The following is a 14,716-nucleotide window of genomic DNA, read 5'->3' on the forward strand; positions in this document are numbered from 1 at the left end:
GGTTCGAGTGTCTCTCGACGTCTGAAAGAGGAAGTCCGTAAGTGGCCGGCTACCGACGCTGCGACCCAGCATAGATAGAGTGCCCTCCCTCAGCGCGCTTCGACGGGGATTTTCGGTCGACCATCACCGCGTGCGATCCGGCCTTCAGGACGACGGCGCCAGCGGCAGCACACGTACCGTGGCCACAAAGTACACGTGCGCTCGCACCCCGTTCATTCGAGGAACACATACTCCGCAAGATAGGGGCTACGCCCTTCCTCGCCCTCGCGCACGCAGGCTTGCGCGGGGGCCGCGCCGCCATGCGTGGCAAGCCGCTGCACGTAGCGCACCTTGCTCAGGAGGCCCGGACCGCCCGCATTGGTAGAAGCGAGGAGCAGCATTGGGATCGCCGCGCCATCGTCGGGATTGGCGGCGTGCTGCAACAACTTGCCAGTAATCCGGCTGCCGTCCGACGCTTCCCACGACGGTCCCGCGCCGTGCCTGACGACGAGCTGGCCGGAGGCGTCGTAGAGATCGGCTTGCGGCGCCTGAAAGGTCCACGTCAGTTGATTGGCGGCGTCGCGCCTGCAGACGTAGATCTGCACGCCCGATGCCTTGAGCGAGGCCACCACGTGGGTGACGCCGGCGGGCTGCAGCGCGTCCGGCACCGGCGACTGGGCGTGGGCCAACGAAGGCGCCACGCTGCCGGCTAGCGCCGTCGCGATCGCCAAGGCGCACCGCGTTACGAGGCGGACGCTAGGGTCGCCTCTACAAATCGATTGAGTCATGCGCGTTGTCCCCGATGAATATCTCAGCTTGCCAGGCGATCATACGGGAAACTGCGGCGAGACGCGGGCGCCGCCGCGTCCTCACTTCGGTTCGTGAACAACGGAGCCATCAGTTGTGCGACTTCATGCTGCTGACGCATTCGACCCTGAGCAGCCAAGCGGCCTTCCCGAAGGCAGCCATTCGAGCGGGGCCAACAATCCGGTCGGTCCCGCTTCGCCGATCTTGTTGTAACTACTAGCGCGACCGATCCCGCCACATCATCGCCGCCAGAATATACCCGGCAATTCGCGGATTCTCCTTGATTCGCCGGGTGCTGTAGCCATACCAGTCATGCCCGTATGGCACATAGACGCGCACATTGAATCCTTGCGCAAGCAAAGCATCCCGCAGCGGTTCGCACACCCCCAGCAACATCTGGAACTCGAAACGTGATCTGTCGATCCGTTCGCTTCGCAGCCAGTGCGTGAGCGTATCGATCAACTGTGCATCATGCGTCGCAATACCGACAAACGATCCCGCCTGAATTGCAGTTGAAACGTGCCTGATGAAGTGCGGGTTAATCGCAGCCCGATCCGTCGATGCGCCGTCGACAAGATGCTCCTTCGCCTCTGCATAGATTCCCTTGCAAATGCGCATGCGACTCCTGCGCGCCACCAATGGCGCGATGTCATCGTTTGTGCGCGCCAAATAGGCTTGCAGCGCGATACCGACAAGATAGCCGTCGGCTTCGAGGTGCAAGAACGCGTCGAGGGTTTTCTGGGTGAAACGCGTGTCCTCCATATCGATGCACGCGCTGATTCCACGCGAAATTGCTTCTCGCAGAATCACCGAAACCCTCTCCATGCACGCACCTTCATCGAGATGCAACCCAAGCGCGGTCAATTTAATCGACAACTCGGTGCGCTCATTTTGCGCACCGAACGCTTCGATCAGATTGAGATATTCACGCGCCATCGACTCTGCCTGCTCCGCTGATGACGCGGTTTCGCCCAACACATCGACGGTGGTTCTGAAGCCTGCTGCGTGGAGCGCATGAATACGTGTGCGGGCATCGCCTAGCGTTTCGCCAGCAATATAACGACGAGAGATCTTGCGGATCAGCGAACGGGGAACGAGCGGGATGGCGTGCGCCGCCATCGTATTGAAAATACGCATGTTGTGGTCTCGTGAAAACGGAGTCGCACGAATCTGGACGCGATGCGTCGAGTCGTGCGACATCACCGGACTGTTATCGACAACAAGTCCGGGACGAATGCCAGGACGATGCAAACACTGCATCGACTCAGGCTTTCAGTGCGTTTTCGAAGGAGGCCAGGCAGCTGCGTACATTGTTCGGGGGGACTCAGTACAAGGGTCGGTTAGCGCCTGCTAACCGTAGGTCAGTCGGGCAGCGCGAATCGTAGCACGAACAAACCGTGGACATAAGCCGACGCGCATGGCATAGGGGCAGTGACCATTGATCCGCAAAGGACGAAAAAAATTTTGCCGACGAGCTGTAACCGGCCGACACCCCTGCGCGAATTAGCTGGTGTATCCGCGATGGATACCCACTACCTCTACCACCGGAGAACACTCATGTCCGCCAAGCTCAACGTCAATGCCGCGCTGCTCGTCGGCGCCGTCGCCAGCCTGCTCGCCTCCACCGTCCACGCCGCGCCGCTCACGCAGGCCGAAGCCAGCGCCGCCATCGCCGCCCACAAGGAAAAGTGCTACGGCGTCGCGCTCAAAGGCCAGAACGACTGCGCAGCGGGCCCCGGCACGACTTGCCAGGGCACCTCGGCGATGGACTTCCAGGGCAATTCGTGGAAGTTCGTCCAGGGCGGCACCTGCACGAGCATCATGGTGCCGGGCGGCGGCCACGGCTCGCTCACGCCGATGAAGTCCTGATCGCCACAACACTACGTGAAGCGGGACGGTCATGAACGCTATCCTCCGATCAATGGCACGGCATGCGCCCAGCCGTCCCCACTACGCGCCGCCGCGGCTCGCAGGCACCAGCTTCAAGCACGAGCATCTCGGCGCGATTCTCGACGAGGGCTTGACTGACGGTTTTTTCGAAGTCCACGCCGAGAACTACATGGGCGCGGGCGGGCCACCGCATCGCGCGCTTGCCGCAATCCGCGAGCGTTATCCGCTTTCGCTGCATGGCGTGTGCATGTCGATTGGCGGCCCGGGTTCGCTCGACGTGGCGCACCTCGCGCGCTTTCGCGATCTGGTCGCGCGTTATGAACCGGCGTTCGTTTCAGAACATCTCGCGTGGTCCTCGCATGGCGGCACGTTTTTCAACGACCTGTTGCCGCTGCCCTACACGCGCGCAACACTCGACAGCGTGTGCGCGCACATCGACCAGATGCAGACCGCAATCGGCCGCAAGATCCTGCTTGAGAATCCCTCGACGTATGTCGCTTTCGCATCGTCGACGATGAGCGAATGCGAATTCCTGCGCGCGATTGCGCAAAGAACCGGTTGTGGTTTACTGCTGGACGTGAATAACGTATTCGTTTCGGCGACCAATCACGGCTATTCAGCGCGCGACTATCTCGCGGCGTTTCCGCTCGAGCACGTGGGCGAAATGCATCTGGCGGGCCACAGCGAACAACACGACGACGAGCACATGCCGCTGCTCATCGACAGCCACGATCGGCCCGTTGCCGATCCAGTCTGGGATCTTTACGCGGAAGTCGTTTCAGATATCGGCGCGGTGCCGACGCTGATCGAATGGGACAGTGCCCTGCCCGCATGGCCAGAGTTGCGCGCCCAGGCCGAAGCGGCCCGGCAGATCATGACGCAACACACCGCGCCAGACAGTGTGAGGCAATGCCATGAAGCCTGAACCGTTCATCGCAGACGCGGCGCAATTCGCAACGACATTCGCACCGGGATTGATCGATCCCACGATCGAAGCGCCCGCCGACGTGATTGCCTCGCCGGGCAAAGGCGTCGTCAACCGATACAACATCTACCGCAACAACGTGACGGTGAGCCTGATCGACGCGCTCGCCGCCATTTATCCGGCCGTGCAGCGCATCACCGGCGTCGAATTTTTCCGCGCAATGGCGCGCTTTCATGTGCGCGCGACGCCGCCCCATTCACCGCTGTTATTCGAGTACGGAAACGATTTCCCGGCTTTCATCGAATCGTACGAATACGCGCGCGAGTTGCCCTGGCTCGCGGACACGGCTCGTATCGAACGCGCCTGGCTAGACGCTTATCACGCGGCAGACGCTGAGCCGTTGGCGGCTGAAGCGTTCGCCAGCGTCGATGCAAACGCCTTGGCGAAACTGCGCTTCGTGCCACATCCGGCCACGCGTATCGTGCGCTCGCGCTATCCCGCCGTTTCCATCTTCGCCATGAACCGCCAGCCTGGGCCGGTTGAATCGTTGAATTCCAGCGACGAGGAAGACGCACTCATTACGCGGCCTGCTCAAGACGTGATCGTCTCGCGTCTGCCAGCAGGCGGCGCAGCTTTCCTGCTCGCGCTCATTGCGGGTTCGACGTTAGGCGATGCCGTCGAAGTCGCTTTTCGTGAATCCGGATCGTTCGATATCCAGATCAATATGCAGGCGATGATTTCCGCCGGAGTATTCACCGCCATTCGTTCCGGAGCAACATCATGATGTCGACCCAGCAGAACCTGAAGGCTTCGTTTCCTGCCTTGATCACAACGGCGATCGTAGGCGTGCGTCGCACGATCGAGCGCCTCGCGCAACCTTGGCTCGTGCAACTTGTTCTGCGCATAGCGCTTGCCGTGCCGTTCTGGCGGTCCGGCATCCTCAAATGGCACGGGTTCTTTCAGCTTAGCGATACGGCCATCACCTTGTTCACCGACGAATTCCAGTTGCATCTGCCAGGCGGTCCGTATCCGTTTCCGGCTCCGGCTGTTTTCGCGTTCTTTTCCGCGTGCGGCGAGGTGGGATTCCCGGTCTTGCTGATACTCGGTCTCGGCACACGTTTCGCTGCTGCCGGGTTGTTCCTGATGACCTGCATCATCGAACTGACTGTACCGGACGGCTGGCCGATTCACATCACGTGGGCCGCTATGGCGTTAGGCATCGCCGCCTGGGGGCCGGGTGCTATCTCGCTCGACTGGCTGCTCGGAGACCGCACGAGTCGTTCCTGAACCTGTACGTAAGTGCGCACAGCGGTGGCGAAACTCGCCACCGCTACATCACGTTAGTTCTGGCTAGCCCGTGAAAATGCCTCTTCGGCCGCCGCGTTTGCACGCCCAAGACTCAAGTACAACAACAACGATACGCAGCAGAACACACAGGCGAGCCCAACCGCCGCACGCGCATCGAGCAGTTCGATGAGTTCCCCACCCGCTGCGGAACCGATGCCAAAACCCAGCGACAACACGCCCGGCGATAGTGCTGCATAGCGACCGACCTTGTCCACGCGCGGCATGGTCGCGAAGATCAACGTCGCGGCGCCCGTCCATGCGACGATAAAGACGATGGCCGCGATGGCGAAGCGGTCGGGCGTCTGCCGCATGGTCAGCGCCGCTGCGGACGCCACGCACGCACCGATGTTGATGACCGCCCAGCGCCGCAAGCCGCTACCCTGGCCCAGACGCGGCATCACCACACAGGCGACGAGGCTCACTAGGTTGGCATAGACCAGCGTGGTCGCAATGCGCGCCTCGCTCAAGCCGGCCCGCATGCCGATCTGCTCCAGGAAGGTCCACAGTACGCCAACGCCGAAATACAGCGCGAAAATGCAGCCGAGCAGCAACATTACGCCGCGGACATCGACCTTGGCACGCGTGCCTTCATTGGCGGTGACGAACGCCTCTTTGCGTCCGAACAACGCCACCGCCGGAAGAAACGCAAGGGACAGCACGCCAATGCACACATACGTGCCGGTAGCATGCGCGATGCCGTCGACGACCGGCAGCACGTAGCCGAGCAGCGCCATGCTCCACAACACCTGGAGCAACACCAGCAGGCCGATATTGCGCTCCGCCGCTTTCGTGTAGGACAGGCAACTCATGGCGATGCCGCTCATCGCCCCCGCACCGATTCCCGCTACGGCGCGTGCCACAACGAAGAGCGGCAGCGTATGCGCATACGGCGTGACGAGATTCGCTACCGCCGTCAGCACGATGGTGCCCGCGAGCGTCGTGCGCACTGGCCGGCGCGCGAGCACCGACGCCATCAGCAGCGTGCCCGCCGCCATGCCGAACACCTCGCCCAGCACGGCGATACCCAGATCGGCAGCGCCAAATCCCCATTGCTGCGCGATCTGCCCCACGATCACGGGAAGCCCCCAGAACACCGTGGGCGCGACGGTTCCGAGGGCGAGCATCGCCATCAGGAAAATGGCGCCGTCGTGCGTGGCGCCTTCAGACGAAGGTTGATTCACTATTCGTTCTCCGAAGGTGATGGCGATGACCGCTTCACGCGCAAGTCGCAGCGCTGGTGCTTTCGTTGTGCAGTTGTTCGCGCAACTCGCCCTGCGAGTACGTCACGGCGCCATTCATCATGGTGACGCCGATATTGACGCGGCCGATGTCGTGCTTTTTCACTTCGAACAGGTTGTCTTCGAGCACGATCAGGTCCGCGCGCTTGCCGACCGTCACGGAACCGATTTCATGCTCCATGCGCAGCTGGTACGCACCGTTGATCGTGTAGGCGGCAATCAGTTGCGGCACGCTCAGGCGTTCGTTGATGTCGGGGAATACCGGTGCGTTGGGTTCGCCCGCAAGCTGACGCGTATGGCCCGATTCGATGTGCTCGACCGGGCGATGCTGGCAGCGGCACTGGCACGCAAGCCCATCCATACCGATGGAAACCGTCACGCCCTCCTCGATGAAGGTGCGGAACTTGTACATATTGCTCCAGCGCTCCGTGCCGTAGTGTTCGCGAATCAGTTCGGTGTAGGCGTCCACCACGCCCCATTGCAACTGCGTGTTGGCCATCACGCCCAGACGCCGGAAGCGCGGAATATCGTCGGGATGGGTCAGGAACGCGTGCGTAATCACATGGCGACGCTCGCGCGGGGGATTGGTGGCGTTCACCAGTTCGAAACCATCGAGCGCTGTGCGCACTGCCGCGTCGCCGACACAATGCACCATGACGTCGATCTGCTCCTTGTCCGCTTGCAGCAGATAGCGTTTGAACTGGTCGATGGGCATGGTCGGCTCGCCACAGGTGTGCGGCCGATCGGCATAGGGCGCCAGCAGATAGGCCGTGTGATTGGCTTCGGTGCCGTCGAGAAAGAGCTTCAAAGCCTGCGCCTTCACCAGCGGCGAGTGGTATTTCGCACGATAGTCGACCAGCGTGCCCACGGGATCTTCAACGGGCCCGAGCGCGGCATAGGTGCCCACCACGCGCAGCTTGAGGTTGTTCGCACGCTCCATCGTTTGCAGCGTTTCGTAGAGCAACGATTGATCGCCGCTCGGGTCCAGAAAGCCCGCGTCGAAGACCGTCGTGATGCCCGCCGCCACCAGTTTCTCCTGCCATACGCCAATCGACTGGAGATAAAGATCGATGCCCTTGGGCAGATAACCCGCGTCGCTGATGCGTCGCATCAGCAGCGAATACGCCGCGCCGTCTACCACGAGGCCGGTCGGCTCGCCGGTCACCGGGTCTTTCTCGAACCAGCTCGAACCTTCTTCAACGGGCGGCGTATCGGCGTCGATACCGCCTATTTCCAGCGCTTTCGAGTTCACCCACATGCTGTGGAAATCGGTCGAAAGCAGGCACACCGGTTTGTCCGCGCAAATGGCGTCGAGCGTTTCCTTGCGCAGCATATGCTGCGGAATGGTCGCCTGAATCCAGCCCATGCCCGTGATGCTCTTTTCCTCAGGATGAGCCGCCACATAATCGGCCAGTGCCGCGAGCACTTTCTGCGGGTCTTCGTAGTTCACGAAGGCCTGGAACGCGAAGGCCGTGGTCGAGAAGTGCCAATGCGATTCGACGAATCCCGGCAGTATCAAACGGCCACCCGCGTCGATAATTTTCGTGTCCCCGCCAATCAGTCGTTCGAGCCCGCCTTCGTCGCCCACATAGACAATGCGGTCGCCGCGCACGGCGACGGCGTCGGCCCACGGCTTGTGCGGATCGACCGTATAGACCTTGGCGTTGCGAAAAACGATGTCCGCGTATTCGAGGCCTGCCTGGCCGCCGATGGGGTTGTCGTGAGTGTGTGTCGCCACCTGTCGCTCCTTTGTGTCGTAGTCATCAGTCGATGTGGCGCGAATGTATCCAGCCGCAAATGGGCGGTCTGCCCTGCTTTGGGGGGACAGGCCTGCGGGCGTCGCGCGAGCGCCCGTGACGACGGCCAGTTCATGGATGGAATGAGGGAAAGTGCGGATCGCCTGGCAAGCAAGCTTGACCGGCATTGCCCTGGCAGACAGCGGGATTTTGGTCGGTTAATGTGTGCGCCTTGTTCCTGCATTCCCGACGAGCAACCGTGACACAGATGGCCTTCGACACTGCTGCATCCGCGCGCGCGCGCGACGATTACCGATCGCTAACCATTTCGCCTCGCGCCCTGGGCGATCTCGTCGGCCGCGTAGGCACGCCCGATTTCGTGCGATCGCTCGGGCAGTTCGTGAACGCCGATATCCAGGCCGATGCGATTCATCTGGAGCGTATGCGCCCGGATGCGCGCAATCCCTCCGGTTATACAACCGAATGGATCGGCAGCGCGGGCGAGGAATACGCGTTGATTTGCGAGGTCATGGATTGCTATTACGCGAACTATTGCGACCGCGATCCGCTCTTCGTGTCGATTCGCGGTTCGAGCGGCACGCTGCTGGTTCAGCGCGATGTGGGCGCGCTCACTGACGATGGCTTCAAGCGGGAGATTTTCACGTCCGCGCGCATCGCACAAGAGTGCGTGATCTCGCATGGCACGCGCAACGAGCGCTATTCGCTGGGCCTCTCCCGCTGCGAGGGACGCGCTGCGTTTTCATTGCGCGAACTGGCGCTGTTGCGGCAATTGGGCGAGTTTCTGTTCCCGTTGTGTGAGATGCATTCGAGAAGCGCTTCGGCGCGACGGATCAGCACGCCACACCGCGAAGGCACGCCCGTGTCGCGATTCGAGGAGCGCATCGCGCGCGAGGAAATCCGCCTGTCGCGGCGCGAAGGCGAAATCTGCCGCAGCCTGCTGAGCGGCAAGACAATTCCCGAAAGCGCGCAGATGCTCGAATTGAAGCTATCGACCGCCGAATCGTATGTGAAGCGCGCTTTCGCCAAGCTCAAGGTGCGCACGAAGTGGGAATTGCTTCAGTGGGCGCATACGGACGCTTGAGCGCCCTCTGCGCTCTGTGGACTCAAAAGACGTGTTTCATGCCGATTCCGGCAATGCCTTGCGATTCGCTGGAGGACGCCACGAGACCGTTGAGTTGCGCGTGCGAGAATTCGCTTCCATCGCCATGTACACGTTGCCAGACCGCGTTCAGATACACGCTGGTGCGCTTCGACAGATGGTATTGCGCCATCATGCCCGCCTGATTCCAGTGCGGCGACGCGCCCGCCACGCGCGCGATCGTATACGTGTACGAACCGCCGATATCGAGTGACGGCGAGACATGATAAAGCGCATCGATCTCGAAGTTGTTGAAACTCATCGACGGCGCGCCGGTGAAGGCGGCATTCTGATACTCGCCAAGCGGGTTTGACATCTGCGAACGCGTGACATTGCCGCGTAACGAAACCTTGTCGAAGTCATAGCTCAGGCCCGCACCGAAAATGCGCTGGCGTGCTGCGCGGAAATTGGCGTCCACGAGATCGACCGCACCCGTCGTGGCGGTGAGATCGTTGCCAGGGTTATCCAACTGCTCGTAGACCAGGGCGGCCTTCAGCGCCGCCAGCGACCAACTGACGCCCATGCCCCACAAACGATTGTCGGCAAAGCCCGAGCCGTTACCGTCGCCCGCCTTGTTGCTGAACGCGTACATGCCGCTGAACTGAAACCCGGCAAACGGCGCGCTCTGGTAGTTCACCGCGTTGTTGACCCAGAACGTGCCCCAGGCATTGTCATTGTCATAGGGATGCGCGTAGAGCGTTCCACCCCAATCCGCCGCCGCCGTGAAGTTCCAGAGCGTGTTGCCCACGACGTCCAGTTGCCGCCCGAGCGTGACCGTACCCAGACGCTCATCGGCAAGACCGACATACGCGTACTGACTGAACATTTTCCCGGCGAACGTCTGTTGCCCCGTTGCTGGCCGGAAGAAGCTCGCGAGCTTGAACAAGGCCTGCCTGCCGTCGCCAAGGTCCTCGGTGCCGGTGATGCCCCATGTGCTGGACATCACGCTCGAATCGACGAATTGCAAGACATGGCTGCCGCCTTGATTACTGCTGTAGTAAATGCCGGCGTCCAGCGTGCCGTAGAGGGAGACACTGGATTCGGCGCGGGCGGTGGCGCACAGCGACAGCGAGGCCAGGGAAACGAGAGAGAGGACAGTACGTGTCTGGATTTTCATTGCATAGTTATCCTGATGGAGTCGCGTGGTTTGCGCGCGGCGGCGGTGCTTCGCCGTCCGGTTGCAAGCCGCAATGTATCCAGACGAAATGGTCGGGTCTGCCCCCCTGCGGGGGGACAGTCAGCGAAACGCGCCACTCGCGCATCTATACTCCCCCGCAGTACTGTGGCATACTCCCGTCCAGTATGTGACCGGGAGCCATCATGCCCCACACCGTCGAAGAAAAGAAACGCGTTCTGGCCCGCGTTCGCCGCGTGCGCGGCCAACTGGACGCGCTCGAGCGCGCGCTGGAAGAAGGCACCGATTGCGGGCCGATCCTTCAGCAGATTGCCGCCGTGCGCGGCGCCATCAATGGCTTGATGGCCGGCGTGCTCGAAAGCCATCTGCGCGAGGAGTTTTCGAGCCTCGCGGGCGCCGACGAGAACTCGAAAAAATCCATTGACGAAGTCGTAACGCTCGTGCGTTCCTATCTTCGCTGACTTGCGCCGGCAGCCGCCCGTGCGGTTCCGGACCCTTTGATCATTTCACCAGGATTGCTATGAAATCACGTGCAGCCGTTGCATTCGGGCCGGGCAAGCCCCTCGAAATCGTCGAGATCGACGTCGAACCGCCGCGCAAGGGCGAAGTGCTGGTGAAGATCACGCACACCGGCGTGTGCCACACCGACGCCTTCACGCTCTCCGGCGACGACCCCGAAGGCCTCTTCCCCGCCGTGCTGGGCCATGAAGGCGCGGGCATCGTCGTCGAAGTGGGCGAAGGCGTGACGAGCGTGAAGCCCGGCGACCATGTGATTCCGCTCTACACCGCCGAGTGCGGCGAGTGCCTGTTCTGCAAGAGCGGCAAGACCAATCTGTGCGTGGCCGTGCGCGCCACCCAGGGCAAGGGCGTGATGCCGGACGGCACGACGCGCTTCAGCTACAACGGTCAACCCGTCTATCACTACATGGGCTGCTCGACGTTCAGCGAATACACCGTCGTCGCGGAAGTGTCGCTCGCGAAGATCAACCCCGACGCCAATCCCGAGCAGGTCTGCCTGCTGGGCTGCGGCGTGACCACGGGCCTCGGCGCGGTCAAGAACACCGCCAAGGTTCAGGAAGGCGATACCGTGGCCGTGTTCGGCCTGGGCGGCATCGGCCTTGCCGTGATTCAGGGCGCGAAGCTCGCGAAGGCGGGCCGCATCATCGCCGTCGACACCAATCCGGGCAAGTTCGAACTGGCGAAGGCCTTCGGCGCGACCGACTGCGTGAACCCCAAGGACCACGAAAAGCCCATCCAGCAAGTGATCGTCGAGATGACGGGCTGGGGCGTGGATCACAGCTTCGAGTGCATCGGCAACGTCAACGTGATGCGCGCCGCGCTCGAATGCGCGCATCGCGGCTGGGGTCAGTCCGTGGTCATCGGCGTGGCGGGTGCGGGTCAGGAAATCTCCACGCGTCCGTTCCAGCTCGTTACCGGCCGCCGCTGGCTTGGCACGGCGTTCGGTGGCGTCAAGGGCCGTTCGCAACTGCCGGGCATGGTCGAAGACGCGATGAGCGGCAAGATCCAGCTCGCGCCGTTCGTCACGCACACCAAGCCGCTTTCGGAGATTAACGAAGCGTTCGACCTGATGCACGAAGGCAAGTCGATCCGCACCGTCGTTCACTACTAATGCCTGCACGCGGCACGCCATGCGTGCCGCTATGGTTTTGTCCGGTGTCGCAGTCGGCACCGGGCAGCATTCCCTCCTCCTCTGCGGCATTTCTCGCCCGCGTCAATGTGGTTGCTCACGCAACGAAATCGATTGAATTCACGTCGGATATCGATCGATTTATTTTCTCGTTTCACTGCTTCGATTTAATTCGCGTTTAAATCCGGCTTTTCATCCACCGGGCATAGCGTGTAACAGTGTTTGACAAAGCACGGCCACAACCTCTATTTTTCCTCTGCCTACCGTCCATTACCAAATATTTAGCCGGGGAAACACCAGGCAACCATTGTGGCTGCCAGGGATTCTCTTTGTCTTTTAAATAGTCATCCTAAATAATTTTCAACACAGAAGAAGAATGTATTAAAACTGTCGGATATAGAAAGTTAATTGTCAGCCGTTGTGCGCCGACGTACTGCTACATGGCTTTTCTAAATCGTTTCCGTTCCGGCGAACGCGGCTTTTCTGCATGCGGTATTCACCATTCACAGGAATCGATATGAATGCGGACAGCCATTGTAGCAGTCGCCGTGCCCGCTCTCTGGGCCGGCTGGCCGGGCCCGGTGTTTTAATTGCGGGAATCTTGATGCTGGCAGGATGCGGTGGCGGCGATAGCGGCTCGGGTTCCGCCGCTGCCACGGCCATGAAACAGGTAGCGGCCACTGAAGCGACACAAACGACACAAGCGCCGAACGCCAATCAGCCTTATACCGACCCTATTGCCTATTCGCCGAATGCCAATGATGGTCTCGCGCCCGCGCAGGTCGCGGAAAAAGCGGCCATCATGCATTACCAATGGAATTCGGGCAAAACCACCATCAATTACACGACCACGACCGGGCATTTAACCGCGTCGGATGCCAATGGCAATCCTGAAGCGAGCATGTCCTACGTCGCGTATACCGCACCTTCGACAAACGGCTCACCGCGCCCCGTTACCTTCATCTACAACGGCGGCCCCGGTTCATCGTCGATCTGGCTGCGACTCGGCTCGTTCGCACCAACGCGCGTGGCCACGCCCGATCCGCTGCTCACCAACTGGCCGAATTACCCAGTCGTCGATAACGCCGACAGTCTGATCGATACCACCGACATGGTCTTTATCGACCCGCCGGGCACGGGCTTATCGGAGGCCGTCCTGCCGAACACCAACCAGAAATTCTGGGGCTGCGATCCCGACGTCAACGTGATGCGCGATTTCATCCTGCGCTATCTGGCCGTCAATAACCGTAGCAGTTCGCCGATCTATCTCTATGGCGAATCGTATGGCACGCCGCGCACCGACATGCTGGCGCTTGCGCTCGAAACGGCGGGCGTGCAGCTCTCCGGCATCGTGTTGCAGTCGGCGATCCTGAACTACTTTGCCGATGCGATCGAGGCCACGGCCATCACGGATTCGACGGCGGGCCTGCAACTCGATACCGATACGCTCGCGGGTTATTACCCCGGCTACGCGGAGGTGGCCGCGTACTTCAATCAGGTCTCGCCGCCCTTGATCGATCAGGGTCTGTTCGCGCTGCAATCCGAGATCTTCGCCACCGGCCAGTACAACCATTTCAAACGTTACGCGCAGACCTGGGTGCTCAGCCAGCTAGGCATCCCCGGCGCGCTCGGCACGCCCGTGTTGCCGCCCGCGCGCACGCTGGATTCGTGGCGCTGGCCGTCGAGCCTCACATTGCAGGCCTTGCAGGGCTATTTCAGCGTCAACTCCTTCAGTAGCGCGCTGATTCCGGGCACCACCATCGGCCGCTACGACGGGCGCGTCTCGCTGCCGGATTCGGACCCGCGTCTGCAAGCCGATGGCGATCCCTCGGACATCCTGATCTCGCAGCCGTTCACGACCGCGCTGGCAACGCAACTGCCGGACTATCTGGGCTACACCGCGCCCAACGCGACGTTCATGCCGCTGAACGACAACATCATCGAGGTCTGGGACTTCTCGCACGATGGTCAGCCACTGCCCGATACCCTGCCCGATCTGCGGGGCGCAATCACGCTCAATCCGCAACTGAAAGTGTTATCCGAGAACGGCTATCACGATCTCGCGACGCCGTTCTTCAATACGGAGAAACAACTCGCGCGCCTGCAAACGGTGTCCGGTTTGAACGCGAATCTTCAGGTCAACTTCTTCCAGGGCGGACATATGATTTATCTGGACAACGTAGCGCGCCCGAAGATGAAGAGCGATCTCGTCAAGTACTACGCCGGCCAGCCCATTCCGCTCGCGCTTTCCGTGTGGACGCTGCCCTCGCCGTGGCCCGACGAGAGCCCGGCCGGCTCGCCCACGGCAATCGCGCAAACCGCGCTCCAACCGTAAGGCGTGGATGAACACAAGCGGTCCCCGACACGTTGAGGCCGCTCATCGACCCGATACAACCCTCTGAATGCGAGTGATCATGTCTCTATCCAGGAAGCTTCGGCGCATCGCGCCGCTCGTCGTGGTCGTTGCCGTGATCGGCACAGCGCAGGCGGCAACCCAGTCCGTGGCGCCCGTCCAGTTGCCCAAGGGCGGGCATGGCGTGGACGGACCGTTTTTTCCGAGCAATCGTCCGCAGCCCGTGACGCCCTCGACAGGCACGCAGTTGCAGCAGGAAGCGCAGAAGCGCATCGAAACGCGCCTCGGCGCGAACACGGTGTTGAGCGGCGGCGCGACGTTGACCAAAGCGCAGGCGCAGACGAGCGGCCTCGGCTACATCGCGCAACATTTCGACCAGATCGACACGGCGCACACGGGCCGTGTTTCAATCGACGATGTGCGCCAGTATCTGCAAAAGCAACAGCAGCAGTGAGCTGAAAACCCACAAGCAAAAAAATGGCCTCACCCACGGGTGAGG

14 protein-coding genes are annotated in these 14,716 nt (G+C 61.4%); 9 read left to right on the forward strand and 5 right to left on the reverse strand.

Annotated elements, in window-relative coordinates; all coding sequences use genetic code 11:
• Positions 1 to 212: 212 nt before the first annotated feature.
• Positions 213 to 710: a DUF3455 domain-containing protein gene (locus tag U5782_RS18085; protein ID WP_322045238.1), complete on the reverse strand. Its 498-nt coding sequence runs from the start codon at positions 708 to 710 to the stop codon at positions 213 to 215.
• Between the two features lie 292 nt (positions 711 to 1,002).
• Complete coding sequence (locus U5782_RS18090) at positions 1,003 to 1,923, reverse strand: proline dehydrogenase family protein (protein ID WP_322045239.1); 921 nt, start codon at positions 1,921 to 1,923, stop codon at positions 1,003 to 1,005.
• 420 nt (positions 1,924 to 2,343) lie between these two features.
• Here U5782_RS18090 and U5782_RS18095 point away from each other — a divergent pair, with 420 nt between their 5' ends.
• Genes U5782_RS18095 through U5782_RS18110 form a run of 4 tightly spaced genes read left to right on the forward strand, consistent with a single transcriptional unit; the run spans position 2,344 to position 4,888 of the window.
• On the forward strand, positions 2,344 to 2,655 hold the full coding sequence (locus U5782_RS18095; protein ID WP_322045240.1) for a DUF2282 domain-containing protein: 312 nt from the start codon (positions 2,344 to 2,346) through the stop codon (positions 2,653 to 2,655).
• Positions 2,656 to 2,707: 52 nt separating this feature from the next.
• Positions 2,708 to 3,601 (forward strand): DUF692 domain-containing protein, encoded by an 894-nt coding sequence (locus U5782_RS18100; RefSeq protein ID WP_322045461.1) that lies wholly within the window; start codon positions 2,708 to 2,710, stop codon positions 3,599 to 3,601.
• Positions 3,591 to 4,385: a DNA-binding domain-containing protein gene (locus U5782_RS18105; RefSeq protein ID WP_322045241.1), complete on the forward strand. Its 795-nt coding sequence runs from the start codon at positions 3,591 to 3,593 to the stop codon at positions 4,383 to 4,385. The genes U5782_RS18100 and U5782_RS18105 overlap by 11 nt, the downstream gene beginning before the upstream one ends.
• Complete coding sequence (locus tag U5782_RS18110) at positions 4,385 to 4,888, forward strand: DoxX family protein (protein ID WP_322045462.1); 504 nt, start codon at positions 4,385 to 4,387, stop codon at positions 4,886 to 4,888. The genes U5782_RS18105 and U5782_RS18110 overlap by 1 nt, the downstream gene beginning before the upstream one ends.
• Before the next feature lie 53 nt (positions 4,889 to 4,941).
• Here U5782_RS18110 and U5782_RS18115 read toward each other — a convergent pair whose 3' ends face one another.
• Together U5782_RS18115 and U5782_RS18120 are read right to left on the reverse strand one after the other, a co-directional pair.
• A complete protein-coding gene (locus U5782_RS18115; protein WP_322045242.1) occupies positions 4,942 to 6,129 on the reverse strand; it encodes an MFS transporter in 1,188 nt (395 codons plus the stop codon).
• A gap of 34 nt (positions 6,130 to 6,163) precedes the next feature.
• Positions 6,164 to 7,924 (reverse strand): amidohydrolase, encoded by a 1,761-nt coding sequence (locus U5782_RS18120; RefSeq protein ID WP_322045243.1) that lies wholly within the window; start codon positions 7,922 to 7,924, stop codon positions 6,164 to 6,166.
• A gap of 266 nt (positions 7,925 to 8,190) precedes the next feature.
• Between U5782_RS18120 and U5782_RS18125 the strand changes: the two genes are divergently transcribed.
• Entirely contained in the window at positions 8,191 to 9,024 is an 834-nt protein-coding gene (locus U5782_RS18125) for a helix-turn-helix transcriptional regulator (RefSeq protein ID WP_322045463.1), read from the forward strand.
• Between the two features lie 22 nt (positions 9,025 to 9,046).
• Here the strand turns inward: U5782_RS18125 and U5782_RS18130 are convergent, their stop codons facing one another.
• Entirely contained in the window at positions 9,047 to 10,198 is a 1,152-nt protein-coding gene (locus U5782_RS18130) for a porin (protein WP_322045244.1), read from the reverse strand.
• A 203-nt stretch (positions 10,199 to 10,401) separates the two neighbouring features.
• Here U5782_RS18130 and frmR point away from each other — a divergent pair, with 203 nt between their 5' ends.
• The 4 genes from frmR to U5782_RS18150 all read left to right on the forward strand — a co-directional run bounded on the left by frmR (position 10,402) and on the right by U5782_RS18150 (position 14,671).
• Positions 10,402 to 10,677, forward strand: a complete 276-nt coding sequence (gene frmR / locus U5782_RS18135; protein ID WP_322045245.1) for a formaldehyde-responsive transcriptional repressor FrmR — start codon at positions 10,402 to 10,404, stop codon at positions 10,675 to 10,677.
• A gap of 59 nt (positions 10,678 to 10,736) precedes the next feature.
• Positions 10,737 to 11,846: an S-(hydroxymethyl)glutathione dehydrogenase/class III alcohol dehydrogenase gene (locus tag U5782_RS18140; protein ID WP_322045246.1), complete on the forward strand. Its 1,110-nt coding sequence runs from the start codon at positions 10,737 to 10,739 to the stop codon at positions 11,844 to 11,846.
• 535 nt (positions 11,847 to 12,381) lie between these two features.
• A complete protein-coding gene (locus U5782_RS18145; RefSeq protein WP_322045247.1) occupies positions 12,382 to 14,199 on the forward strand; it encodes a S10 family serine carboxypeptidase-like protein in 1,818 nt (605 codons plus the stop codon).
• Positions 14,200 to 14,278: 79 nt separating this feature from the next.
• Positions 14,279 to 14,671 (forward strand): 2-oxoglutarate dehydrogenase, encoded by a 393-nt coding sequence (locus U5782_RS18150; RefSeq protein ID WP_322045248.1) that lies wholly within the window; start codon positions 14,279 to 14,281, stop codon positions 14,669 to 14,671.
• The last annotated feature ends 45 nt before the right edge of the window (positions 14,672 to 14,716 follow it).

The organism is Paraburkholderia sp. J67, from assembly GCF_905220265.1.
Taxonomy (GTDB): Bacteria; Pseudomonadota; Gammaproteobacteria; order Burkholderiales; family Burkholderiaceae; genus Paraburkholderia.